Source organism: Pseudacidovorax sp. RU35E, assembly GCF_900156165.1.
Lineage (GTDB): Bacteria > Pseudomonadota > Gammaproteobacteria > Burkholderiales > Burkholderiaceae_C > Xenophilus.
In genome coordinates this window covers 72,578-94,120 of record NZ_FTMY01000017.1, presented here as the reverse complement: position 1 = coordinate 94,120, position 21,543 = coordinate 72,578, and the positions used below count along the sequence as shown (strand labels likewise).

Sequence of the window (21,543 nt, the reverse complement as noted above, 5' to 3'; positions counted from 1 at the left end):
GCCTTCAGGCGGCCCGTCGGCGGCTGGCTGTACGTTCTTTGCGCAGCCGCACGGCCACGGCTTCGACCAACTGGGTCGGCGTGGCGGACAGGCCGTCGGCCAGTCGGAACAGTGTGGTGAGGGACGGGCTGGTCTGGCCCAGCTCCAGCTTGGCAATGAAGGTCCGGTTCAGGCTGCACTGGAAGGCCAGCGCTTCCTGGCTCAAGCCTGCCGCATCCCGGCGCGCCCGGACCTCGGCCGCGAAGGCTCGGAGAAGGTCGGGATCCTGGTGGGCGCGCACGCGCCGACTCTCCCGGTCAATGGGTTCTTATGCACCCGCTTGTATGGTGCAAAAAAAGAGGTGTGTGCATGGCACGAAACGGCGGGCCCCTTGCCGTTCGCTGGCGTCCTGTCTCGACGGGGCACCGAGGGCCCATGCCGCGTCGGTCTCACGGACCCGGGTGCTCAGGCGTCGGACTGCTGCGCGCGTGCGGCGCGCTCCTGTCGCAGCCGTACCGCGACCGCATCGACCAGCGTCGCTGGCGGCGTCGCCAGACCCTCGGCAAGTCGGAACAGGACGGTGATCGACGGGCTGCTTCGCGCGAGCTCCAGCCTGGCGATGAAGGAGCGGTGCAGGCCGCAATGAAAAGCCAGCGCTTCCTGGCTGTGGCCCGCGGCGTGACGGCGCGCCCGGATCTCGGCCGCGAAGGCCTGGAGAAGCTCGGGATCCTGGTGGGTGCGCACCCACCGAATCTCGTGGTGGTGAACTGTTTATGCACCCGCATGTATGGTACAAAACAGCGGTGTGGCCGTGATGTGCAACACCTCGCCGGCGGGTCTGCCTTGGTGCGTGTGTCGGTCCTGCAACCCTGCATGCATTGCCCATGCGGCGCCGCGCCGGGTCCATTCAATCAGCAGTGGTTGCCTCTGGGGCAAGGCTTGAGGGGGGGAAGGGTTGTTTGAACACTGGCGGCCTTTCTGACGTGGATCTGCCGTGCATCGCTCCGTTCGCGCCCGCTCTTCCCATGCCCGCTGGCTGGCGGCACGGGGCATGGTTTCGCCGTGGCGTGTGGGCCGGTGGGCCAGCGGGGGGCTGGGCCCATGAGCCGCCTGCGCAAGGCCTCGCCTCTGCCGTCCGGCCGCGTCATCCAGATTCCGGTCTCGGCGCTGCCGACCCCCCGGCAGTCCAAGGCCGGCGAGCCGGAATCGACCGTGTCCCGGGTGGGCGCCCAGATCCGGGCGCTGCGCACCGCGGCATCTTTGTCGGGGCTGGGGCTGGCGCAGGCCAGCGGTGTGTCTCGCTCGATGCTGTCGCGCATCGAGCGCGGATTAGTGTCTCCCTCGGTCGACACCCTCGAACGCATCGCCCGCGGGCTGGGCGTTCCGGTGGCCCGCTTCTTTGCAGACCAGGCGGAGCGCATGGATTTCAGCCTGGTGCGGCGAGGGCAGGGGATGCCCGTGGATCGGCTGGGTGCCGTGGCGGGCTACCACTACGAATTGCTGGGCCACCTTCTATCCGGCCAGATGTTCGTGGAGCCCTACCTGGTTCGACTGGAGCCGGAGGCGCCGCCGTATGCCAATTTCCAGCATCCGGGGCTCAAATTCATTCACCTGCTCAGTGGGCAGGTCCAGTACCGCTACGGCCCGCGGGTGATGGAGCTGAGCGCGGGTGACTCCATGCTGTTCGATGCGAGTGCCTTGCACGGTGTCGAGGCGGTTGTCGTTCGGCCGGTGTCCTATCTGTCCATCGTGTTCACGTTGCGCGCCTGAGCGGGCGCAGGAGGGGGCGTGCACAGCGAATGGTGAGCGCTCATCCCAAGCAGGGTGGTGATGAGCAGAGGGGCTGACTTCATCGGGTGCTGGGTCGCCGACTGCGGGGCCCGTGCCTCGGCCATTCACTTGTGGGAGCGGCAGGATGCGCCAGCATCCTCTGCCCAGAAGCCTGACGCAGAAAGAAGTCCATGCGGCTTGCCGCCGGCGACGAGTCAGGGGTGGTGCGTCCGGCGGCCGGTCCTCAGCCATTCAAGGCACAGTGCCCGCATGGCGTCGTCGCCCATGTGCAGTTCGAGGAGGATTTCCGCTGTGACGTCGTCCTCGCAGTAAAGGTAGGCGAGAGGCACCCGCAAAACCGTGGCGATCGCTCGCGCCGTGGGCAACGAAGGTTCGTGCACGCCGGTTTCGTAGCGAGAAATTCTGGCGCTGCTGCTCGACTCGTCCAGCCCGATGAGAACGCCCAATCGGTCTTGAGGCAATCGCGCTCGAAGACGCGCTTCGCGCATGCGTCGACTGAATATGGGGCTGGACGTGGGCGGACCGTTGAGCGTCACCCTACGATATTCGAAGTATTTGGGCTAAAGTGCTCTACGAAATACGTAGATAACGGCCGCCGTGGGTTCGCTCTTGGCGCTTGTGAAAGGACCTTGCCGTGCAACAAGCTTCTCCCATGCCCTCGTCGGAACCCGTGTGCATCCCCAAGCGGTTGCTTGCAAGGGTGCGAGCGCCGAAGCGCGGCGTGGATGGATCCGTGGAGCTACGGATTGGGATGCATGTCCGTGCTCATCGCGAGCGGTTGGGCATGTCGATTTCAGCACTCGCGCGGGTCTCCGGCCTATCCTTGTCCATGCTTTCGCGTGTTGAGCGGGGCTTGGTATCTCCTTCAACGCAGACGCTAGGACGCATCGCAGCCGCATTGGACGTGCGCATTGGCGCGCTCTTCGAGGAGAGCTTGTCCAAGGCCGAGGCCACCAGCGAAGCCTCTTCATGCCTCTGATCATGCTGCTGCGGCTTTGAGCCTTGAGGCCATGGTTCACCCCCCTGTGCTCCTGACCCGTCGCATGGGCGCAGGGACGCCGCTCCGTCCATACCCGATCCGGTGCTTCAAGTGTTCAGAATAATGGTCGATTCCAGGTGTTTTGACTAGAATTCCGTTCATATGAACGAGGGTCTGTCCGGTGTTCTCGAACGGCAGCTGCTGTTGCAGTTGGGGGACCGCCTGAAAGTCTTGCGCAAGAGCCGCAAGCGCTCCATGGCGGACGTCGCTCAATGCGCGCAGATCTCGCGCACCACGTTGGCCGCGATCGAGGCGGGAGACCCGGGTCCGTCAATGGGCAACTATGTGCGTGTGATGGCGGTGCTGGGCGTTGCGGGGGATCTCGCGTTGCTGGCGAGTGACGCGTTGCAGGCTGCGGCCGCCAATACTGCGGGCGCCCGGTCGCGCCGCCCTCGGCCGTCGGTTCAGGTCACGGTGTCCACGGATGACGCGCATCATCGCGCGCAGGACCTGCAGAGCCTGGCCTTGCACGAGGCCGCAGTGCGCCTGGTGCGCGAGGACCCGGCACTGCTGGCCCAGGCCCAAGCCACACTGCAGCGCTGGATGAGTGCCGGTTCTACACGATCCACCAGCCTCTGGCACGAATGGGACGCCATTCTTCGCTCGAACGCCTGGAGCAAGGTGCTCGGCCGAAATCAACGTGCGGCCGAACTTCGTCAGGCGTCGCCGCTCACCGCCGTTCTTCCCGAAAACGTGCGAGCCGATGTTTTGGCACAAGTGCGCGCGCTCAAAAAGGGCGTGCAGCTCGGTGCTTCGGACCTCTCTGCGAGCATGCCGTGACGCGGGAGGAACTGGAGCATATCGTTCGCGCCAGCGCGGACATCACCGACCAGTACGAATTCATCGTGGTGGGCAGCCAGTCCATCCTGGGGGCGCTGCCGGCGGCGCCCGAGGTGTTTCGTGCTTCGCGCGAGGCAGACATCTATCCGTTGCAGCGCCCCGACCTGGCAGACGCCATTGATGGGGCCATCGGTGAGGGATCGCAGTTTCACGAGACCTATGGGTATTACGCACAAGGCGTGGGACCGGAAACCGCCGTCCTTCCGGACGACTGGATGACCCGGGTGCATCGCGTCCAGGGCCCGGGAACCGACGGGAAGGTCGCCTACTGTCTGGACTTGCCGGACCTTCTCCTTTCCAAGGCCGTGGCTGGCCGCGAGAAGGACCGTGCGTTCTGCATCGCGATGTTCGTCCATGGGCTGGTGACCTTGGACAAGGTCGTCGCGCTCATACCGCGCATGGGCATGCTCGGCCGGGTGGAGCAGCAGCGGCTGCGCCGCACCCTGACGCGCTGGGCTCTCGGGACGCCTTCGGAGGGGTAGCTGAAGGCTTCGCCCTTGCGCTGGGGCGACGTGCTGCCTACAGCGTTTCGTGGACGGGCGGTCCTACTGAATCTGGCAGGTTCCTGCGCCTGGGCGTCCGTTCTACGCTCAGCGGCGGATTCGATGAGGAGTTGCCGATGTCCCCTGCGATCGCCGGATACCGTATCCCTGGATTGTTGGCGCTTGCCGCACTGCTGACAGCCTGTGCGGCGCCATCGGGAGAGCCACCGAGTTGCGACGTGTCCAGGCTTGTCGAGCTGGGCGCAAAGCGGCTCGATATCTCCCGCCAGGTGGCGCTCGCCAAATGGGACAGCGGCCATCCCGTGGCCGATCCGCCGGGCGATCCCCGGGAGGCCCAGGTCATCGCCGCCGCGGCGCAGGAGGCTGCTGAGCATGGCGTGGCTCCCGAGCGTGCGAACGCGTTCTTCGCCGACCAGATCGAGGCCAGCAAACTCATCCAGATCGGACTGATCGCGCAGTGGCACCGCTCAGGCGGGGCGCCGCGGGAGCCTCGGGCCGACCTGCGCACTGCGCTGCGCCCCGCCCTGGACATGCTGAGGCCGGCCCTCATCGACGCGCTGAAGTCGGCCGAGCCGTACCGCGGTCGCGCGGACTGCAAGCGTTGTGTCGCCGATGCCACGGCGGCCTATGCCGATGCGCACCGGCTACCCGCCTTGTTCGCCGTGGGGCTGGACCGGGGGCTGGCTCGGGTCTGCGGCGATTGAGCGCGCGCAGCGCTCAAGCCGGCTGCGTCTCGACCGGCCGCTTTAGAAGCGCTGGCTCAGAAACTGCTGGATCCTCGGGTCCGTGTTCCCGCCGAAGAAGCGATCGGGCGGCGCCTCCTGCACGATCCGGCCGGCGTCCATGAACACGACCTTGTCCGCCACGGCCCGTGCGAATCCCATTTCGTGCGTGATGCAGATCATGGTCATGCCGTCGCGCGCGAGCAGGATCATCGTGTCGAGCACCTCCTTCACCATCTCCGGGTCGAGCGCGGAGGTCGCTTCGTCGAAGATCATGAGCGAAGGGTTCAGGCAGAGCGCACGGGCGATCGCTACACGCTGCTGCTGACCACCCGAGAGCTGGGCCGGGTAGGCCGAGCCTTTGTCGGCCAGACGGACCTTCGCCAGGTGGGCCAGCGCGGTGTCCTGCGCCTCAGCCTTCGACCTGCGGCGAACCCAGCGCTGCGCCAGCGTGCAGTTCTCCAGCACCGTGAGATGGGGAAAGAGATTGAACTGCTGGAACACCATGCCGATGTTGGCCGACACCAGGTCCGCATGGCGCATGCGCGGAGAGATCGGCCGGTCGTTGACGATCACTTCACCGCTGGCGTAGGGCTCCAGGCCGCTCACGCATCGGGCCAGCGTGGACTTGCCAGAGCCGGATGGGCCGCAGACGACCACGCGTTCGCCGACCTGCACGGTCAGGTTGATGTCGCAGAGCACCTGATGGGCCCCGAAGTGCTTCGACAGATTGCCGACGCGCACCACCAGCGTCCGGTCCGGAGCGCCTGCGGTCATGCGGCCTCCCGGTACAGGCGGCTGGCCGGGCTGTCGGGCCAGGCGAGCAGGCGTCCTTCGGTCACGCGGGTGCGGCCGTACACGATCCACACGTCGTCCACCGTACCGATGAACTGCGCGACGCGCAGCAGCTCCGGGTGGTCCTGCGCGGTTGATGCATAGCCCACGCCTGCCGCATACCGGCCTTCGATGAGCCCCGTGGTGACTTCCGACACGGTCGGGACCAGTTCGACATCCTCCCAGCGGGACGCGTCGATGTAGCCCAGCGTCGGGCTCATGACCGCCAGTGTTCGGGGCTGCGCGACATCCTTGCGCTGCAGGATGGCGAGATCGCGGCTGGGCGAGATGAAGGTGTCCAGGGCGTACAGCCCGTCGAACGATCGGGCCATCGTCGTCGAGCATTCGGGATGGACCGCGCACTGGACCATGAAGTCGGCCGTCCCGCTCAGAACAGCGGCGGCACCTTCCGAGAAGTCGCGCGCGAACGCGAGCGCAGCGCGGTCGCGCAGGCCATGGAAGTCGAGGTAACGCAACGTCACCAGTTCGTGGTTGTTGCCGGCAGGGCCAAGGGTGATGAATTTCATTGGGAAGGGGAAGCCGTCTGGACGTTGAAGGTGCGTTCGAGCCTGCGAAGGCCGGACATCAGGAGGTAGTTGATCGCGAGATACACGAGCCCGGCACCGAAGAACACCTCATAGGGCGCGTAGGTCTCGGACGTGAGCAGCCGTGCCGTGCCCGTCAGCTCCAGCAGCGTCACCGTGCTCGCCAGGGAGGTGGCCTTGCAGGTCAGGATGACGTCGTTGCCGAGCGCGGGCAGCGTGGCGCGCAGCGCCAGCGGCAGATCGATCCGCCAGAAGCGCTGCGATGGGCTCAAGCCCAGCATGAAGGCGGCCTCCTGGATGCCCCTGGGAATGGCGTCGAGCGCCGCGCCCAGCGTCTTGCCGGCATAGGCGGCCGAGTTCAGGCCGAGCGCGATGACCACGCACCAGAACGGATTGCGCAGCACGGGCCAGAGGAAGGACTCACGCACCACGTCGAACTGCCCCGCACCGTAGTACAGGAGGAAGAGCTGGACCAGCGCGGGGGTGCCGCGGAAGAACAGCATGTAGCCCTGCGCGGCGGCGCGCACCAGACGAAAGCCCGAGTTGACGCAGAGCGCAACGGGCAGGGCCAGCGCCATTCCGAGCAGGATGACCAGCGCCGTGAGCAAAAGCGTCAGTTGGGCGGCCGCCAGCAGTGTCGGCAGGACGGACCAAAGAAGGGTGATGTCGAACATGCTGCTCACCTCTGTGCCGTGGGCACCGATCGGCGCTCCGCCCATCCCAGGCACAGCGTCAGCATGGCTGTCAGCGCCAGGTAGATGAGGGCGGCGGCCAGGTACATCGTGAACGGCTGCCGCGTCGCGCCTGCGGCCTCCGCCGCCTTGCGCATCAATTCGTCGCAGCCCACGATGGAGACGATGGACGTCTGCTTGAGCAGCACGATGGATTGGTTGCCGAAGGGCGGAAGCGCTGCACGGGCCGCTTGCGGCAGCACCACCGTCCCCAGCGTCTGCAGGCGCGAAAGCCCCAGCATCCGCGCCGCTTCGCGCTGCGGGCCTGGCACGGACAGCAGCGAGCCACGGATGATCTCGGCCACGTAGGCGCCGAAGGACAGGGCCAACGCCACCACGCCCGCAGCGAAGGTGTCGATCTCCACCGGGCGACCCGTCAAGGTGGCCAGTGTCAGCGGTGCCCCGAAGAACACCGCGAAGACGATGAGCAGATCCGGCACGCCCCGTGCGACGGCCACATAGGTGCGCCCCACGGCTTCGAGCACACGAACGCCCGACAGCTGCAGCCAGCAGCAGGCAGATCCCAGCACCGTGCCCAGGACCAGTGCACATGCGGCCAGCTTCAGCGTCGTCAGCGTGCCCTGCAGCAATTGCGCTTCATAGCCTTGAAGAAGTTCCATACGCGAGTCGCTGGCCTACATCAGCTTGAAGGGGAAGTACTTTGCCGTGATGCGGTCGTAGGTCCCATCGGCACGGATGGCCGCAAGGGCCGCGTTGACCTTGGCCAGGGTCTGCGGATCGTCCTTGCGCACGGCGATGCCGTTGCCCTCACCGAGCAGTCCCCCTTTCAGGTCGGGACCGACGAAGTCGAAGTCCTTGGCCTGTGGCGTCTTCATGAAGCCGACGTAGTAGGTGACCATGTTCCCGAAGATGTAGTCCACGCGGCCCGCCACGAGGTCCAGCTCGGCGGCCTGCGGCGTGTCGTAGAAGCGCAGATCCGAGTTTCTGTATTCGTGGCTCAGGTAGCCGGCCTGGATGGAGCCGCGCTGAACGCCGATGGACTTGCCCTTCAGCGCGGTCGGGCTCACGTCCGGCGGCGTGCCCTTCCGGGCGACGAAGCGCGAGACCGTCTCCTTGTACTTGTCCGAGAAGGCGACGCGCTGTCGCCGCTGCTCCGTGATCGCCATGCTGGCGACGATCATGTCGTACTTGTGGGCGAGCAGGCCCGGCAGGATGCCGTCCCAGTCCTGGGCCACGATCTCGCACTTGGCCTTCATCTTCTCGCACAGCGCGTGGGCGATGTCGACGTCCCAGCCCTGCAGCGTGCCCTGGGCATCCTTGAAGCTCCAGGGCGGGTAGGTGCCCTCGGTCGCGATGCGGAAGCTTTCCTGTGCGTTCGCGTTGCTGGCCCAGAGGCAGCAGGCCATCAGCAGTAACGAAAGCGGGCGGGCGAATCGAATGCCATGAGAAAAGAGGGTCATGAGCGGGTCCTCGGTTGACGATGGGAACGGCGCGATCCTCCCGGTTGTGCGGTAGCTGTTCAACGCTTGCATGCCGAGCAATCGGTCACCCGGATTGCAGTGACTGCGATTCGCGGCGGGCGGCATGACGCCCGTTGCATGCTGGGCAACAAGCGTGCTTCTTGAGCACGCTTGCATAAGGTCCCCGGCGCTCCAACGCAGCGTGTTCGCCAGTGATGTCCATGAGATCGGGCGGCTGGGCGCCCCGGTGCGCAGGGGGCCTGCCAGATTTCGGGGGCTGCTACCTCGACCGTATCTGCCCACACTGTGCATCGCTGGCCTTGGATGCAGTTGTCCGGGGTGTCAGAGCGCCGTGCATCGGCGGAGGCCTACCCATGATCCAAGGCATCAGCCTGCGCCACCTGCGCTTCTTTCTGGCCGTCGCCCAAGAGGCCAGTGTTCGCCGCGCTGCAGAGCAACTGCCGACCGATGCCTCGAACCTGTCCCGGGCCATTCGCGAGCTCGAGCACAGGCTCGGCAACGTCTTGCTCTTTGACCGGCGGCAACGGCCGTTGCAGCTCACGCCGGCAGGCTTGGCGTTGGCGCGTCATGGGCGGGATCTGGAGCAGCACTTCCAGCGCGTGGTGGGCGACCTGCGAAGCGCCGACATGGGGCCGGCCGCGTGCCCATCGCGCCGCGGCGACGTCTGAACATCTTCGGCTCGCTCGCGACTACGCCACGGTACGCCAGCATGGGTGGCCTCATCCGCGCCTGCTTTGCACACTGCGTCGCAGTTGTCCGCATGCCATTCGCATGCGCGTCTCTGCGTTGACGAGGAGTGCGATGTCCCAGGAAGTGCAAAGCGGTGTGTTGTTCGGCCGGGTCGCGGCCGTGACGGCCACGGCGCTGGGCGGGGTGTGGTCGGCGACGCAGTGGACCGCCGATGCGCTGGGACATCAGCGGCGTCTGGGACCGCCCTGGTTCCAACTGGCAGGACAGCCCATCTACGAACCCTGGAAGCTGTTCGAGTGGTGGTACTGGTACGACGCCTACGCGCCCGAGGTCTTCAGCTTTGGAGGCACCATCGCGGCGGCCAGCGGTCTGCTCGCCACAGGCGTGGCCATCGGCATGGCCGTGTGGCACTCGCGGGTCTCCCGACGCGTGACCACCTATGGTTCGGCCCGCTGGGCGGAGCCCGCGGACGTCGACAAGGCTGGCCTGACGGGCGAGGCTGGTGTGTTCCTGGGGCGCTTCGCCGCGAAAGGCGGTGCTTACCTGCGGCACGAGGGGCCCGAGCACGTGATGGCCTTCGCGCCGACGCGCTCAGGCAAGGGCGTGGGCCTGGTCGTGCCGACGCTGCTCAGTTGGACTGGCTCCGCGGTGATCCATGACATCAAGGGCGAGAACTGGCAGCTCACGGCGGGCTGGCGGGCGCGCTTCTCGCACTGCCTGCTCTTCAACCCCACGGATGCACGGTCCGCCGCTTACAACCCCCTGTTGGAAGTGCGGCGCGGCGAGCACGAGGTGCGCGACGTGCAGAACATCGCCGACATCCTGGTGGACCCCGAAGGGGCGCTGGAGCGGCGCAACCACTGGGAGAAAACCTCCCACGCCTTGCTGGTGGGCGCGATCCTCCATGTGCTCTACGCAGGTGAGGACCGGACGCTGCGCGGCGTCGCGAACTTCCTGTCCGACCCGGCCTGCACCTTCGAGCAGACGCTTCATCGCATGATGACGACGCTGCATCTGGGGACCGCGCCGCATCCGGTGGTGGCCTCCGCGGCGCGCGAGGTGCTCAACAAGAGCGACAACGAGCGCTCGGGTGTCCTGTCCACCGCCATGTCCTTTCTCGGCCTGTACCGGGACCCGACGGTGGCGGCGGTGACGGCCCGGTGCGACTGGCGCATCGTGGACCTGATCTCGGCGGAACACCCCGTCTCGCTGTACCTGGTGGTCCCGCCCTCCGACATCAGCCGCACGAAGCCGCTGATCCGCCTGATCCTCAACCAGATCGGCCGACGGCTGACCGAGTCGCTGGACGGCTCGGACGGGCTGGCACGGCGGCACAAGTTGCTGTTGATGCTCGACGAGTTTCCGGCCCTGGGACGGCTGGATTTTTTCGAGTCGGCACTGGCCTTCATGGCCGGCTACGGCCTGCGGGCCTTCCTGATCGCGCAGAGCCTCAACCAGATCGACAAGGCCTATGGGCCCAACCACGCGATCCTGGACAACTGCCATGTGCGCATCGCGTTCGCCACCAATGACGAACGCACCGCCAAGCGCATCTCGGATGCGCTCGGGACGGCCACCGAGTTGCGGGCCCAGCGCAACTATGCTGGTCATCGGCTTTCGCCCTGGCTCGGGCATCTGATGGTGTCGCGGCAAGAGACGGCGCGGCCCCTGCTGACGCCGGGCGAGGTGATGCAACTGCCGCCGGATGACGCGGTCGTGATGGTGTCCGGCCATCCACCCATCCGTGCTCGAAAGCTGCGCTACTTCCTGGATCGCAACTTCACCGCGCGTGTGCTGCCGCCGCCACTGCTGTCTTCAGGCGGCTATGCCGACCGGCCACCGGCCCGGCAGGATGACTGGCATGGCTTGCCCGCGCCTGTCTGTGCAGTGGCAGGCTGCGGCGCCAGTGACGATGCCGCAGCCGACGAGGGCGGACATCAGCGCAAGCCGGAACTCGACCTGACGCTGGCACCGGCGCACGAGACGGAGGCGGGGGACCTGCTGCTGCTCGACGAGGATGCGGACGATTCGGCGGTGGCCCTGCCACAGAGTCTTTCCGCATCCAGAGGCGGTCAGGCGGAGCGGAACTCTTCTCGCACCGCCCGCTTGGCGGCGCTGGATCCGGACGACGGGATCGTGCTATGAGCCTCGGTACCCGGCGCACGCGCTTGAATGTCTTCATCGAGCCGGACCATGCGCGTCGGTTGGAGGACATCGCGGCCCACCGTGGCGTGTCCAAATCGGCGGTCATTGCAGCAGCGCTCTCGGTCTATCTCGCGCCGGATGCGGCGGAGCAGCGCGAAACGGCCTTCACCAAACGACTGGACCGCCTCTCGCGCCAGTTCGAACGGCTCGAGCGCGACCAGGCCATCCTGATCGAGACCGTGGCCCTGTTCGTGCGCCACTACCTGACACTGGCCCTGCCGGTCCCGGAGCACCAGCAGGAGGCCGTGCGCGCCCAGGGCCGGGCGCGCTACGCCCAGTTTGTCGAGCAACTGGCCCGCCATGTGCAGCGCGGGCGCAGCCTGGTGCGGGAGGTCCACGAGGAGTTGTCGGTCAATGGCCCAGAGACCCGACCCTCCGGCATGCCCGCGCCCACTGCAGGCGAGGAGGGCGCATGACGGCTTCAGATGCCTGGACCGACGGCGAACCCGCGGAGCGGCGCATCCGCATGCTGCGCACGGCCATGGGTCCCGAGATCACCGCTGCCCTCGAAGACCGCGATGTGGTCGAGGTGCTGCTCAATCCGGACGGCTCCCTGTGGCTGGACCGGTTGAGCGCGGGGAGGGCGCCAACCGGTCACCGGATGGCCGCTGCGGACGCCGAGCGGATCATCCGGCTGGTGGCGGCCCACGTGCGGGCGGAGGTCCATGCAGGTGCGCCCTTGCTGTCCGCCGAGTTGCCTGAAACAGGGGAGCGCTTCATGGGTGCGATGCCGCCCGTCGTGCGGGCCCCCTCCTTCGCGATCCGCAAGCGGGCGCTGGCCGTCATGACGCTCGCGGACTATGTGGCCGCAGGGATCATGAGCGAGGCGCAGGCGGGCTTCCTGCGCAGCGCCGTCCGCGCGCGGCTCAACATCGTCGTGGCCGGCGGTACCAGTACCGGCAAGACGACGCTGGCAAATGCGCTGCTCGTCGAGGTGGCCCAGACACGCGACCGCGTGCTGGTGCTGGAGGACACCGTGGAGCTGCAGTGCCGCAGCGATGACCACGTGAGCCTGCGCGCCGAACCGGGCACCGCCACCATGGCCGACCTGGTGCGCGCCACCTTGCGCCTGCGACCCGACCGCATCGTGGTCGGCGAGGTGCGTGGCGCGGAAGCGCTCGACCTGATCAAGGCCTGGGGCACCGGCCACCCGGGCGGGATCGCGACCGTGCACGCCAACTCCGCCGCCGGCGCCCTCACGCGGCTGGAACAGCTCATCCAGGAAGTCAGCCTCACTGTGCCCCGGGCCCTCATCGCCGAAGCGGTGAACGTCGTGGTGCATCTGACGGGGCGGGGTCAGGCCCGCCGTGTTCGCAGCGTCACGCGCGTGATCGGCCTGGATGCCAACGGCTATCTGTTGGACGACGCGCTCGGGACCGGACTGCCCGACGCTTCCGACTTTTCGCCCTCTCAACCCTCGTCATCCACCGCAGGAGATCTGTCATGACCCTTGGTCCTCGTTCCAGGCGAGCGCTGCTGCGCGCCGCCGTACCCTTGATCGCCTTGCTGGCGGTGGCCGTACCCGCGCATGCCGCTGGCTCCAGCATGCCGTGGGAGGCGCCGCTGCAGTCCATCCTCGAATCCATTCAGGGGCCGGTGGCGCGCATCGTGGCGGTGATCATCATCATTTCGACCGGCCTGGCGCTCGCCTTCGGCGACACGTCCGGCGGCTTTCGCAAGCTGATCCAGATCGTGTTCGGCCTGTCGATCGCGTTCGCGGCCTCGTCCTTCTTCCTGAGCTTCTTCAGCTTCTCGGGCGGAGCGGTCCTGGCATGAACGGGCAGGACGTTCCCGGCTTCGAAGTGCCGCTGCACCGGTCGCTGACGGAGCCGATCCTGCTGGGCGGTGCGCCGCGGACCGTGGCCATCGCCAACGGCACCCTGGCGGCTGCGGTTGGCCTGGGGCTGCAGCTGTGGATTCCAGGCGCGCTGCTTTGGGGGATCGGCCATGCGCTGGCGGTCTGGGGTGCGCGACAGGACGCGCAATTCATGTCCGTGTTCATGCGGCACCTCAAGCACCGCGCGCTGCTGGACGTGTGAGGGCCCAGTCGCATGCTCAATCTCTCCGAGTACCGTCGGCGGGCCGACCACTTGGCCGATTACCTGCCCTGGGTCGCGCTCGTGGCGCCCGGGGTCGTCCTGAACAAGGATGGCAGCTTCCAGCGCACGGCACGCTTTCGTGGGCCGGATCTGGACAGCGCCACGCCGACCGAACTGGTGGCGACCACCGCCCGGCTCAACAATGCGCTGCGTCGTCTCGGTTCCGGCTGGGCGATCTTCGTGCAGGCCGAGCGGCGCGAGGCAGCCGGCTATCCCCCGTCGGACTTTCCGGAGCCCTTGTCCTGGCTCGTGGACGAGGAGCGTCGTGCCGCCTTTGAAGCGTCCGACAGCCACTTCGAAAGCCACTACCACCTCACACTGGTCTGGCTTCCCCCGAAAGAGGCCCGAGACCGGGCGGCGCATCTGCTCTACGAGAACCGCGCCGTGGAAGGCGTGGACTGGCGCGAGCGCCTGGCCACCTTCGTGGCGGAGTCTGGCCGACTGCTGGACCTGATCGAGGGCGTGATGCCCGAGGTGGGCTGGCTGGACGATGCACAGACGCTGTCCTTTCTGCACAGCTGCATCTCGGCGCACCGGCACCCAGTGGCGGTACCGGAGGTGCCGATGTACCTGGACGTGCTGCTGGCCGACCGTGCGCTGGCCGGTGGTCTGGCGCCGATGCTCGGCGACCAGCACCTTCGCGTGCTGACCGTGCGCGGCTTTCCGACGTCGACCTGGCCCGGCATCCTGGACGAACTCAACCGCCTGGGCTTCGCCTACCGGTGGTCGACCCGCTTCCTCTGCATGGACAAGGCCGAGGCCGAGCAGGCACTGGCTCGGTTGCGCCGGCACTGGTTCGCCAAGCGCAAGAGCGTGGCCGCGCTGCTGCGCGAGAGCGTGTTCCAGCAGGAGAGCCCGCTGGTCGACACCGATGCGAGCAACAAGGCCGCCGACGCCGACGCGGCGCTGCAGGCACTCGGCAGCGACCAGGTCGCCTTCGGCTACGTGACGGCCACGGTGGTCGTGATGGACGCCAGCGCTGACGCGGCCGAGGAGAAGCTGCGGCAGGTGGAGCGGGCGGTCCAGGGACGCGGCTTCGTCACGATGCCCGAGACGCTCAACGCCGTGGAGGCCTGGCTGTCGTCGCTGCCGGGTCATGTCTATGCCAATGTCCGACAGCCCATCGTGTCGACGCTGAATCTGGCGCACCTGATGCCGGTGTCGGCGGTGTGGGCCGGGCCGGAGCGCAACGCCCATCTGGACGGCCCACCCCTCGTGATCACCCGCACCGACGGGGCCACGCCGTTCCGGCTGGTGACGCATGTGGGAGACGTGGGCCATACGCTGGTCGTGGGGCCGACCGGCATGGGCAAGTCCGTCCTGCTGGCCACGCTCGCGCTGCAGTTCCGGCGCTATCCCGGATCCAGGGTCCTGGCCTTCGACGTGGGGCGCTCCCTGCGCGCGACGATCCTGGGACTCGGGGGCGAGCACTACGACCTTGGCGCCGAGCACGGCATTGCCTTCCAGCCCCTGGCCCGCATCGATGAAGAAAGCCATCGCGCCTGGGCGGCCGAGTGGATCGAAGGCCGGCTGCGCCAGGAGGGCGGCGAGGTGGGACCGGCCGAGCGGGAGGCGGTGTGGCTGGCCTTGGGCAGCTTGGCCAGCGCGCCGGTCGAGCAGCGCACGCTCACGGGCCTGTCGGTGCTGCTCCAGTCCAAGGCCTTGCGCCAGGCGCTGGCGCCTTACGTGCTTGGCGGCGCGCATGGCCGGCTGCTCGATGCCGAAGCGGACCGGCTGGGCGATGCGCCCGTGCAGTGCTTCGAGATGGAGGCGCTGATGCCCAGCAAGGCGGCGGTGCTGGCGGTGCTGGGCTATCTCTTCGCGCGCTTCGAGGCGCGCTTCGACGGCGCGCCCACGCTGCTGATCATGGACGAGGCGTGGCTGTTCCTGGATGAGCCGGTCTTCTCCGCACGCATCCGCCAGTGGCTCAAGACGCTGCGCAAGAAGAACGTGTCCGTGCTGTTCGCGACGCAGAGCCTGGCCGACATCCAGAACTCCACCATTGCGCCGGCCATCGTCGAGAGCTGCGCCAGCCGCATCTTCCTGCCCAACCCGCAGGCGACGGAGCCGCAGATCCGGCAGATCTACGAGGGCTTCGGCCTCAACGCGCGGCAGATCGCTCTCGTGGCGACGGCCACCCCGAAGCGCGAGTACTACTACCAGTCCCGATTGGGCTGCCGGATGTTCGAGTTGGGCCTGGGCGCGGTGGCCCTGGCCTTCGCCGGTGCGTCGCGGCCCGAACAGCAGCGGGAGATGGATGAGTTGTTGCGCGAACACGGCCGCCCGGCGTTCGCACGGCGATGGCTGATGCACCAGGGGCTGGGTTGGGCGGCCGAGCTTCTGGATGCCTATCCCGGGCGCGGTCCCGAATCGTCCAACCTGAAGGAGAACATCGCATGACGTCTTCGCGTACCAACCACCGCTTGCTCCGCCGCGTTGCGCTGGCAGCCGCCCTTGCCTTGGGCGCCGCAGCCCCCGCCCATGCCCTCTTCGGGATCGGCGACATCGTGCTCGATCCCTCGAACCTGGCGCAGAACATTCTCACGGCGGCCAATACGCTGGAGCAGATCAACAACCAGGTGAAGCAGTTGCAGAACGAGGCGCAGATGATCACCAACCAGGCCAAGAACCTGGCCCGTCTGGACTTCAACGCCCTGGCGCAACTGCGCAGCACGCTCGCCACGTCGAACCGGCTGATCCAGGAGGCGCAGGGCCTGGCCCAGGGCGTGCAGGCCATGGAGGCGCAGTTCCAGGCGCTGTACCCGCAGGCCGTGGGCGGCGCCGTGTCGCAGGGCCAGATGGTCGAGGATGCGCGTCGGCGCTGGTCCCTGTCGTTGGAGGCCCTGCGCACCGCTGCCAAGGTGCAGGCGCAGGCCGTCCAGAACTTCTCCGCGGATGAACAGGTCCTGTCGGATCTGGTGGCGCGCAGCCAGTCGGCAAGCGGCGCACTGCAGGCGGTTCAAGCGACGAACCAACTCCTGGCGCTGCAGGCCCGGCAGGCCATCCAGGCGCAGCAGCTGCAGCTGACCCAAGACCGGGCTGCTGCGCTTGAGCAGGCGCGGCAGGCCACCGCGCATGAGCGGGCGCGGGAGACGCGGCGCCGCTTCCAGGGCAGCGGCACGGTCTACACCCCTTACCCGGTGAGTTTCCATGGCACTCCGTGAGGCCGTGGGCGCGCCGGGCGCCATCTACTGGCTGACGCTGGGCATGCTCGTGGGCGCTGTGCTGGGGCAGGGCGGCTGCAGTCGGCAGCAGACACTGCCGTCCCCGGCGTTGGCGCAGGAGTTGGCGGAAGATCCGCAGCGGCTGTCTGCCTTGCAGTCCGCATGCCGGCGGCGAGACACCGCCGTGTCGGAAGCCCAGTGCGCTGCCGTTTCGGAGGCCGCCCGGCTGCGCTTCCTGCGAGCGTCACCGTCGCCGTACGCTGCACCCGGTTCAACGTCGGCGCAGGCCGCTCAAGGTGTTGCGCCATGAACGATGTCGGAACCATCGACCGCTTCCTGGACGTCTTCTCCCGCTACATCGATTCCGGCTTCGGATTGCTCCAGGGGGAGGTGCGCTTCCTGACCGCCACGCTGGTGGCCATCGACATGACGCTCGCGGGGCTGATGTGGGCGCTGGGCCACGCGGGCGGGCAGGGCGACGACGTGATGGCGCGACTCATCAAGAAGGTGCTCTACGTGGGTGCCTTCGCCTACATCCTTGGCAACTTCAACCGGCTGGCGGGCATCGTGTTCGACTCCGTCGCGGCGCTTGGCCTGCAGGCCTCGGGTTCCGGTCTCTCGAAGGGGCAACTGCTGCAGCCAGGCCGCCTGGCGCAGGTCGGCATCGAGGCGGGGCGCCCGATCATGAAGCAGATCGGCGACCTTACGGGCTTTCCGGAGGTCTTTGCCAACCTGGACATGATCGCTGTCCTCTTCCTGGCTTGGTTGGTGCTGATCGTGGCCTTCTTCGTGCTGGCTGTTCAGCTCTTTGTCACGCTGATCGAGTTCAAGCTCACCACGCTCGCGGGTTTCGTGCTCGTGCCCTTCGCCCTTTGGAACAAGACCGCGTTCCTGGCGGAGAAGGTCCTGGGCAACGTGGTGGCATCGGGCGTCAAGGTGCTGGTGCTCGCCGTCATCGTGGGCATCGGCTCAGGCCTGTTCGGCGAGTTCACGGCGGCCGCCGGAGACGACCCGAGCATCGACCATGCGCTGGTCACGATGCTGGCGGCGTTGACCTTGTTGGGGCTTGGCGTGTTCGGTCCGGGCATTGCCACCGGTTTAGTGTCTGGCGCACCGCAACTGGGCGCCGGGGCGGCCGCTGGAACGGCGATGGGGGCCGCGGGCCTGGCGGTTGCAGGCGGTGCTGCGGCTGCCAGCATAGGGTCTGCCGCAGCGGCTGGTGCGCGGCTCGCGCCGGGGGCAGCGCGGGCTGCGATTCACGGGGGCGCCACCGCTGGCCGTACGGCCGCCTCGATGGCGCGCGATGCGGGGAACGCCTATGCGGTAGGTGCCGCAGGCGCTGACGGAAATCCTGCCCGGGCTGCAACGGCTGGCATGGCCAATGTGGCGCGGGCAGGCGCGAATGCATTGGGGACTCGCCTGGCCGCTGGCACCAAGGCGCTGGGTGAACGTGTTGCTGGCTTCGTGGCAGAGGCGGCTGCACCGCCGGCATCTGGTGCGAACGCTGCAGAAGTGAGGGACGAGCCGTCTGCGATGGGTCGAGCCGCCGAACCTGCCTGGGCGCGCCGCATGCGGCGTCGCCAGCAGATCGGGCATGCAGCCACGACAGTCGCCCACACCCTGCGCAGCGGCGATGCCGGTGGTGCCGGCAGCGGACCGACCCTGCGTGATTCGGATTCCTGAGGAGCTCAGCATGCGTTTCAAGCGACCGGGCGTGCGCTACGCCCAAACGCCCCAGCCCATTACTCCCTATCAGGCCGCTGGCCAAGCCTGGGACGAACGGATCGGATCGGCGCGGGCGCAGGCCCGCAACTGGCGGTGGATGGCCTTCGGCTGCCTGGGGCTCGCCCTGCTGATGGGCGGTGGCCTGCTGTGGCGGGCCTCTCGGGCCACCGTGACACCTTACGTCGTGGAGGTGGACGCGGCGGGCCAAGTCCGCGCGGTGGGCGAGGCCGCCACGCCTTATCGGCCGACCGATGCCCAGATCGCGCATCACCTGGCTCGCTTCATCACGCTGGTGCGGTCCCTGTCCATCGACCCGGTGGTCGTGCGGCAGAACTGGCTCGACGCCTACGACTACACCACCGATCGCGGTGCTGCTTCGCTGAATGGCTACGCGCGCGTGAACGATCCCTTCTCGCGGGTGGGCAAGGAGTCCGTCACGGTGCAGATCAACAGCGTTGTCCGTGCCACCGAGCAGTCCTTCAGCGTGCGCTGGACAGAACAGCGCTTCGTCAACGGCGCACCGGCGGGCCTGGAGCGCTGGACGGCCTCGATCACGGTCGTGCTGCAGACGCCGCGCACCGAGCAGCGGCTACGCAAGAACCCCCTCGGCATCTACGTCAATGGTCTGTCGTGGAGCCGTGAGCTGGACGCCAATGAAGGAGTGAAGCCATGAGTGCGAGTTTCAGGATCTGTGTCTTTACGGCTGTGTCAGTGGGATTTGCTGGATGTGCCAGTCGGTCGGCACCGCCACCGGTGATTGCGTTGGACGAGCCGGCCGAAGCGACGCGCGTGCCAGAGCCTCCCGCGCCCACCACCGTGGTCGAGGTGCCGCAGGTGCTGCCCATGCCGGCGCAGCTGAAGCCGCTGGACGCCAAGGCGCCCGCGCCGGTTGCAACCGAGCCTGCTGATGAGGCGCAGCGCGTCACGCGCGCGAACGAGGATGCCCGTGTTCCGCCCACGCGCGATGGCTACGTGAACGCGATCCAGGTCTGGCCCTACAGCGAAGGGGCGCTCTATCAGGTCTATGCAGCGCCCGGGCGCGTGACGGCGATCCTTCTGCAAGCTGGGGAGGAACTCGTGACGGTCGCAGCCGGTGACACCGTGCGCTGGATCGTCGGGGACACGGTCAGTGGTGCGGGGGAGGTGGCCCGGGTCAGCGTGCTGGTCAAGCCCATTCGTGCCGACCTCAAGACCAACCTGGTGATCACGACCAACCGGCGGACTTATCTTGTCGAACTGACGTCGACCGAGAAGGCGTGGATGGCTTCCGTGTCGTGGGACTACCCAAAGGATCGACTCATTGCTTTGAGGCGCGAGGCCGCGAAGGCACAGGCTGCGGTACCCGTCGACAGTGGGCTGGCGCTGGACCGGCTCCGGTTTCGCTACGTCATTCGCGGCGACAGCCCGCCATGGAAGCCTCTGCGGGCCTTCGATGACGGGGAGAAGGTGTACATCCAGTTCCCCGCAGGGATAGCCCAAGGCGAGCTGCCGCCGCTTTTCGTGGTGGGGAACCAGGGTGACGCGCAGTTGGTGAACTATCGTTTCCGGCCGCCGTACTACATCGTGGATCGGCTGTTCGGTGCGGCCGAGTTGCGGCTGGGCGCGGACAAGGCCGACGCCGTGCGCATCGAGCGCACCGACGGCCGCGCACTGGGAGCTGGATCGTGATGGCTGCAATCGAGGAGGGCGCGGCGACCGCGCCGAAGGCGCCGCCTGAAGGCATGGCGTTGCGGGCCCAGCCGCGCGCCGTCGTCCGGCTCAACCGCCGGATGATGATCCTGCTCGCGGGCGGGGTGTCGGCGGGCGTCCTGGGTGCCATGCTTTGGTCTCTGGAGCCTCGCGCACGGAAGCCAGGAGGCGAGCCCGCAGAGCTGTACAACGTGGATCGCGTGTCTCGATCGGAGGGATTGAGCCAGTTGCCGACGGACTACTCGCAGGTGCCAGCGCCTGTCCCACATGCGCCCCCCTTTCCGCAGTTGGGGCCTCCGCTGCCTGGAGATCTGGGACATGCCGTTCTGAAGGCGCAGCAGCCTGCCGGCGCCGCGTATGCGTCGCCTGGCCAAGACCCGCAGCAGGCAGAGCGAGACGCGCTGCACAAGGAAGAGGCCCAGGCGCTCGCCTCCGGGGTGTTCTTTCGATCCGGCGGTCAACGCGCCGCGTCGCTGGCGGGTAGGCCGGCATTGGCAGACAGCGACGCTAATTCAGTGGCTTCGTCGGCATCGTCCGGTCAGGTACCTGTGCGTGACGGCGACGTGCCCGGCGGAGGTATCGCGTCTGCGCGCGACGGGTTGCAAGCGCGTGCTCCGCAGCCTAATCAGAAGGAAACATTCCAGAGCGCGGGTACCGGTCAGACGCGGAATGCCGGAACCGTGACGCTGCCCGCTTCTCCTTACCAGGTCATGGCGGGGACGGTGATCGCCGGCGCCTTGGTCACCGGCATTCAATCTGACCTCCCGGGTGATGTCATTGCCAGCGTGACGGAGCCGGTCTACGACACCGCCACGGGCCGCCACTTGTTGATTCCGCAGGGCTCGCACATCCTGGGGCGCTACAACAGCCAGTTGAGCTTTGGGCAGAGCAGGGTACAGATGGTCTGGCACCGCATCGTGTTGCCTGACACCACGTCACTGACACTGGACAACCTGGTCGGCGGTGATCCCTCAGGCAAGGCGGGACTGGAAGACGGTGTCGATTGGCACTGGGATCGGGTGATGGCCGGTGCAGCGTTGACGACGCTGCTGGGCATTGGTTCCGAGCTCGCCGCACCCAAGAACCGCAATGGCGGCGATCGCATCGTGATCGCTGGTCGCGATAGCCTGCAGGACAGCGTCAGCCGGGTTGGGCAGGAACTCACACGGCGCAACCTCGACATCCAACCGACGCTGACACTGCGCCCCGGGCTGCCGGTGCGGGTCATTGTGAACCGGGATCTGGTGTTGCGGCCGTACCAACCGCTTTTCTTTGAACGAAGGAGCCTTCCATGACTTCGACGCGAAAGTTGCGGCTTGGGCCGCTGCCGAAGAATGAGAGCGTCAAGCTGACCTTCTCGTGTCCCGTTGCTCTGAAAAACGACCTTGAACGTTACGCGGTGCTGCATGCGCAGACCTACGGGGAGACCGTTGACGCCGTTGCACTGATCCCGCACATGCTCAAGGCGTTCATCAGAAGAGATCGCACATTTCATCGGATGCGGACAGTGCCGACAGTACCGTCTTGATGACTTCCGAATCTAGC

The 21,543-nt window shown here is 67.3% G+C and carries 26 protein-coding genes; 18 read left to right on the top strand and 8 right to left on the bottom strand.

Annotation, left to right across the window (positions count from 1 at the left end; all coding sequences use genetic code 11):
• Window positions 1-4 precede the first annotated feature (4 nt).
• Together BXA03_RS24230 and BXA03_RS24225 are read right to left on the bottom strand one after the other, a co-directional pair.
• On the bottom strand, window positions 5-280 hold the full coding sequence (locus BXA03_RS24230) for a helix-turn-helix domain-containing protein (protein ID WP_076511741.1): 276 nt from the start codon (window positions 278-280) through the stop codon (window positions 5-7).
• Window positions 281-444: 164 nt separating this feature from the next.
• Window positions 445-723, bottom strand: coding sequence for a helix-turn-helix domain-containing protein (locus tag BXA03_RS24225; protein WP_076511740.1), 279 nt, complete (start codon window positions 721-723; stop codon window positions 445-447).
• Window positions 724-1,191: 468 nt separating this feature from the next.
• Here BXA03_RS24225 and BXA03_RS24220 point away from each other — a divergent pair, with 468 nt between their 5' ends.
• Window positions 1,192-1,749, top strand: coding sequence for a helix-turn-helix domain-containing protein (locus tag BXA03_RS24220; protein WP_076511781.1), 558 nt, complete (start codon window positions 1,192-1,194; stop codon window positions 1,747-1,749).
• 215 nt (window positions 1,750-1,964) lie between these two features.
• Here BXA03_RS24220 and BXA03_RS24215 read toward each other — a convergent pair whose 3' ends face one another.
• The gene (locus BXA03_RS24215; RefSeq protein ID WP_076511739.1) at window positions 1,965-2,258 is read right to left on the bottom strand and encodes a helix-turn-helix domain-containing protein; all 294 of its coding nucleotides are present in this window, start codon (window positions 2,256-2,258) and stop codon (window positions 1,965-1,967) included.
• Between the two features lie 164 nt (window positions 2,259-2,422).
• Here BXA03_RS24215 and BXA03_RS24210 point away from each other — a divergent pair, with 164 nt between their 5' ends.
• The 4 genes from BXA03_RS24210 (at window position 2,423) to BXA03_RS24195 (ending at window position 4,856) form a co-directional block, all read left to right on the top strand.
• Window positions 2,423-2,749: a helix-turn-helix domain-containing protein gene (locus BXA03_RS24210; RefSeq protein WP_076511738.1), complete on the top strand. Its 327-nt coding sequence runs from the start codon at window positions 2,423-2,425 to the stop codon at window positions 2,747-2,749.
• Between the two features lie 162 nt (window positions 2,750-2,911).
• Window positions 2,912-3,589 (top strand): helix-turn-helix transcriptional regulator, encoded by a 678-nt coding sequence (locus BXA03_RS24205; protein WP_076511737.1) that lies wholly within the window; start codon window positions 2,912-2,914, stop codon window positions 3,587-3,589.
• Window positions 3,586-4,131, top strand: coding sequence for a DUF6036 family nucleotidyltransferase (locus BXA03_RS24200; protein ID WP_076511736.1), 546 nt, complete (start codon window positions 3,586-3,588; stop codon window positions 4,129-4,131). Before BXA03_RS24205 ends, BXA03_RS24200 begins: the two co-directional genes overlap by 4 nt.
• A 137-nt stretch (window positions 4,132-4,268) precedes the next feature.
• The gene (locus tag BXA03_RS24195) at window positions 4,269-4,856 is read left to right on the top strand and encodes a chorismate mutase (RefSeq protein ID WP_076511735.1); all 588 of its coding nucleotides are present in this window, start codon (window positions 4,269-4,271) and stop codon (window positions 4,854-4,856) included.
• Window positions 4,857-4,898: 42 nt separating this feature from the next.
• Here BXA03_RS24195 and BXA03_RS24190 read toward each other — a convergent pair whose 3' ends face one another.
• Genes BXA03_RS24190 through BXA03_RS24170 form a run of 5 tightly spaced genes read right to left on the bottom strand, consistent with a single transcriptional unit; the run spans window position 4,899 to window position 8,405 of the window.
• Window positions 4,899-5,651: an amino acid ABC transporter ATP-binding protein gene (locus tag BXA03_RS24190; protein ID WP_076511734.1), complete on the bottom strand. Its 753-nt coding sequence runs from the start codon at window positions 5,649-5,651 to the stop codon at window positions 4,899-4,901.
• Complete coding sequence (locus BXA03_RS24185) at window positions 5,648-6,235, bottom strand: hypothetical protein (RefSeq protein WP_076511733.1); 588 nt, start codon at window positions 6,233-6,235, stop codon at window positions 5,648-5,650. Before BXA03_RS24185 ends, BXA03_RS24190 begins: the two co-directional genes overlap by 4 nt.
• On the bottom strand, window positions 6,232-6,927 hold the full coding sequence (locus tag BXA03_RS24180; protein WP_076511780.1) for an ABC transporter permease: 696 nt from the start codon (window positions 6,925-6,927) through the stop codon (window positions 6,232-6,234). Before BXA03_RS24180 ends, BXA03_RS24185 begins: the two co-directional genes overlap by 4 nt.
• Before the next feature lie 5 nt (window positions 6,928-6,932).
• Window positions 6,933-7,604, bottom strand: a complete 672-nt coding sequence (locus BXA03_RS24175; RefSeq protein ID WP_076511732.1) for an amino acid ABC transporter permease — start codon at window positions 7,602-7,604, stop codon at window positions 6,933-6,935.
• 15 nt (window positions 7,605-7,619) lie between these two features.
• Entirely contained in the window at window positions 7,620-8,405 is a 786-nt protein-coding gene (locus tag BXA03_RS24170; protein ID WP_083716422.1) for an ABC transporter substrate-binding protein, read from the bottom strand.
• Window positions 8,406-8,779: 374 nt separating this feature from the next.
• Here BXA03_RS24170 and BXA03_RS24165 point away from each other — a divergent pair, with 374 nt between their 5' ends.
• The 13 genes from BXA03_RS24165 (at window position 8,780) to BXA03_RS24105 (ending at window position 21,526) form a co-directional block, all read left to right on the top strand.
• The gene (locus tag BXA03_RS24165) at window positions 8,780-9,094 is read left to right on the top strand and encodes a helix-turn-helix domain-containing protein (protein WP_076511730.1); all 315 of its coding nucleotides are present in this window, start codon (window positions 8,780-8,782) and stop codon (window positions 9,092-9,094) included.
• Window positions 9,095-9,227: 133 nt separating this feature from the next.
• A complete protein-coding gene (locus tag BXA03_RS24160; protein ID WP_369822468.1) occupies window positions 9,228-11,261 on the top strand; it encodes a conjugal transfer protein TraG in 2,034 nt (677 codons plus the stop codon).
• Window positions 11,258-11,737, top strand: coding sequence for a CopG family transcriptional regulator (locus BXA03_RS24155; protein WP_083716418.1), 480 nt, complete (start codon window positions 11,258-11,260; stop codon window positions 11,735-11,737). Before BXA03_RS24160 ends, BXA03_RS24155 begins: the two co-directional genes overlap by 4 nt.
• Window positions 11,734-12,768 carry a P-type conjugative transfer ATPase TrbB gene (gene trbB, locus BXA03_RS24150; protein WP_076511729.1) on the top strand — a complete coding sequence of 345 codons (1,035 nt, stop codon included), beginning with the start codon at window positions 11,734-11,736 and terminating at the stop codon, window positions 12,766-12,768. Before BXA03_RS24155 ends, trbB begins: the two co-directional genes overlap by 4 nt.
• Window positions 12,765-13,097 (top strand): TrbC/VirB2 family type IV secretion system protein, encoded by a 333-nt coding sequence (locus BXA03_RS24145; RefSeq protein ID WP_076511728.1) that lies wholly within the window; start codon window positions 12,765-12,767, stop codon window positions 13,095-13,097. The genes trbB and BXA03_RS24145 overlap by 4 nt, the downstream gene beginning before the upstream one ends.
• Window positions 13,094-13,360 carry a VirB3 family type IV secretion system protein gene (locus BXA03_RS24140; RefSeq protein WP_076511727.1) on the top strand — a complete coding sequence of 89 codons (267 nt, stop codon included), beginning with the start codon at window positions 13,094-13,096 and terminating at the stop codon, window positions 13,358-13,360. Before BXA03_RS24145 ends, BXA03_RS24140 begins: the two co-directional genes overlap by 4 nt.
• 12 nt (window positions 13,361-13,372) lie before the next feature.
• A complete protein-coding gene (gene trbE / locus BXA03_RS24135; RefSeq protein WP_076511726.1) occupies window positions 13,373-15,820 on the top strand; it encodes a conjugal transfer protein TrbE in 2,448 nt (815 codons plus the stop codon).
• Window positions 15,817-16,584 carry a P-type conjugative transfer protein TrbJ gene (gene trbJ / locus BXA03_RS24130; protein ID WP_076511725.1) on the top strand — a complete coding sequence of 256 codons (768 nt, stop codon included), beginning with the start codon at window positions 15,817-15,819 and terminating at the stop codon, window positions 16,582-16,584. The genes trbE and trbJ overlap by 4 nt, the downstream gene beginning before the upstream one ends.
• Window positions 16,585-16,890: 306 nt before the next feature.
• Window positions 16,891-18,267, top strand: a complete 1,377-nt coding sequence (gene trbL, locus BXA03_RS24125) for a P-type conjugative transfer protein TrbL (RefSeq protein WP_076511724.1) — start codon at window positions 16,891-16,893, stop codon at window positions 18,265-18,267.
• Between the two features lie 10 nt (window positions 18,268-18,277).
• On the top strand, window positions 18,278-18,982 hold the full coding sequence (trbF, locus tag BXA03_RS24120) for a conjugal transfer protein TrbF (RefSeq protein ID WP_076511723.1): 705 nt from the start codon (window positions 18,278-18,280) through the stop codon (window positions 18,980-18,982).
• Window positions 18,979-19,977, top strand: coding sequence for a P-type conjugative transfer protein TrbG (trbG, locus tag BXA03_RS24115; RefSeq protein WP_076511722.1), 999 nt, complete (start codon window positions 18,979-18,981; stop codon window positions 19,975-19,977). The genes trbF and trbG overlap by 4 nt, the downstream gene beginning before the upstream one ends.
• Entirely contained in the window at window positions 19,977-21,293 is a 1,317-nt protein-coding gene (locus tag BXA03_RS24110; RefSeq protein ID WP_076511721.1) for a TraB/TrbI/VirB10 family type IV secretion system protein, read from the top strand. Before trbG ends, BXA03_RS24110 begins: the two co-directional genes overlap by 1 nt.
• Window positions 21,290-21,526, top strand: a complete 237-nt coding sequence (locus BXA03_RS24105; RefSeq protein ID WP_076511720.1) for a DUF2274 domain-containing protein — start codon at window positions 21,290-21,292, stop codon at window positions 21,524-21,526. The genes BXA03_RS24110 and BXA03_RS24105 overlap by 4 nt, the downstream gene beginning before the upstream one ends.
• The last annotated feature ends 17 nt before the right edge of the window (window positions 21,527-21,543 follow it).

What these genes read in the sequence shown, in the direction of transcription:
- BXA03_RS24215 (WP_076511739.1), bottom strand. Translation starts at nt 2,258, where the DNA reads ATGCGCGAAGCGCGTCTTCGAGCGCGATTGCCTCAAGACCGATTGGGC.
- BXA03_RS24210 (WP_076511738.1), top strand. Translation starts at nt 2,423, where the DNA reads ATGCCCTCGTCGGAACCCGTGTGCATCCCCAAGCGGTTGCTTGCAAGG.
- BXA03_RS24205 (WP_076511737.1), top strand. Translation starts at nt 2,912, where the DNA reads ATGAACGAGGGTCTGTCCGGTGTTCTCGAACGGCAGCTGCTGTTGCAG.
- BXA03_RS24195 (WP_076511735.1), top strand. Translation starts at nt 4,269, where the DNA reads ATGTCCCCTGCGATCGCCGGATACCGTATCCCTGGATTGTTGGCGCTT.
- BXA03_RS24190 (WP_076511734.1), bottom strand. Translation starts at nt 5,651, where the DNA reads ATGACCGCAGGCGCTCCGGACCGGACGCTGGTGGTGCGCGTCGGCAAT.
- BXA03_RS24185 (WP_076511733.1), bottom strand. Translation starts at nt 6,235, where the DNA reads ATGAAATTCATCACCCTTGGCCCTGCCGGCAACAACCACGAACTGGTG.
- BXA03_RS24180 (WP_076511780.1), bottom strand. Translation starts at nt 6,927, where the DNA reads ATGTTCGACATCACCCTTCTTTGGTCCGTCCTGCCGACACTGCTGGCG.
- BXA03_RS24175 (WP_076511732.1), bottom strand. Translation starts at nt 7,604, where the DNA reads ATGGAACTTCTTCAAGGCTATGAAGCGCAATTGCTGCAGGGCACGCTG.
- BXA03_RS24170 (WP_083716422.1), bottom strand. Translation starts at nt 8,405, where the DNA reads ATGACCCTCTTTTCTCATGGCATTCGATTCGCCCGCCCGCTTTCGTTA.
- BXA03_RS24165 (WP_076511730.1), top strand. Translation starts at nt 8,780, where the DNA reads ATGATCCAAGGCATCAGCCTGCGCCACCTGCGCTTCTTTCTGGCCGTC.
- BXA03_RS24160 (WP_369822468.1), top strand. Translation starts at nt 9,228, where the DNA reads ATGTCCCAGGAAGTGCAAAGCGGTGTGTTGTTCGGCCGGGTCGCGGCC.
- BXA03_RS24155 (WP_083716418.1), top strand. Translation starts at nt 11,258, where the DNA reads ATGAGCCTCGGTACCCGGCGCACGCGCTTGAATGTCTTCATCGAGCCG.
- trbB (WP_076511729.1), top strand. Translation starts at nt 11,734, where the DNA reads ATGACGGCTTCAGATGCCTGGACCGACGGCGAACCCGCGGAGCGGCGC.
- BXA03_RS24145 (WP_076511728.1), top strand. Translation starts at nt 12,765, where the DNA reads ATGACCCTTGGTCCTCGTTCCAGGCGAGCGCTGCTGCGCGCCGCCGTA.
- BXA03_RS24140 (WP_076511727.1), top strand. Translation starts at nt 13,094, where the DNA reads ATGAACGGGCAGGACGTTCCCGGCTTCGAAGTGCCGCTGCACCGGTCG.
- trbE (WP_076511726.1), top strand. Translation starts at nt 13,373, where the DNA reads ATGCTCAATCTCTCCGAGTACCGTCGGCGGGCCGACCACTTGGCCGAT.
- trbJ (WP_076511725.1), top strand. Translation starts at nt 15,817, where the DNA reads ATGACGTCTTCGCGTACCAACCACCGCTTGCTCCGCCGCGTTGCGCTG.
- trbL (WP_076511724.1), top strand. Translation starts at nt 16,891, where the DNA reads ATGAACGATGTCGGAACCATCGACCGCTTCCTGGACGTCTTCTCCCGC.
- trbF (WP_076511723.1), top strand. Translation starts at nt 18,278, where the DNA reads ATGCGTTTCAAGCGACCGGGCGTGCGCTACGCCCAAACGCCCCAGCCC.
- trbG (WP_076511722.1), top strand. Translation starts at nt 18,979, where the DNA reads ATGAGTGCGAGTTTCAGGATCTGTGTCTTTACGGCTGTGTCAGTGGGA.
- BXA03_RS24110 (WP_076511721.1), top strand. Translation starts at nt 19,977, where the DNA reads ATGGCTGCAATCGAGGAGGGCGCGGCGACCGCGCCGAAGGCGCCGCCT.
- BXA03_RS24105 (WP_076511720.1), top strand. Translation starts at nt 21,290, where the DNA reads ATGACTTCGACGCGAAAGTTGCGGCTTGGGCCGCTGCCGAAGAATGAG.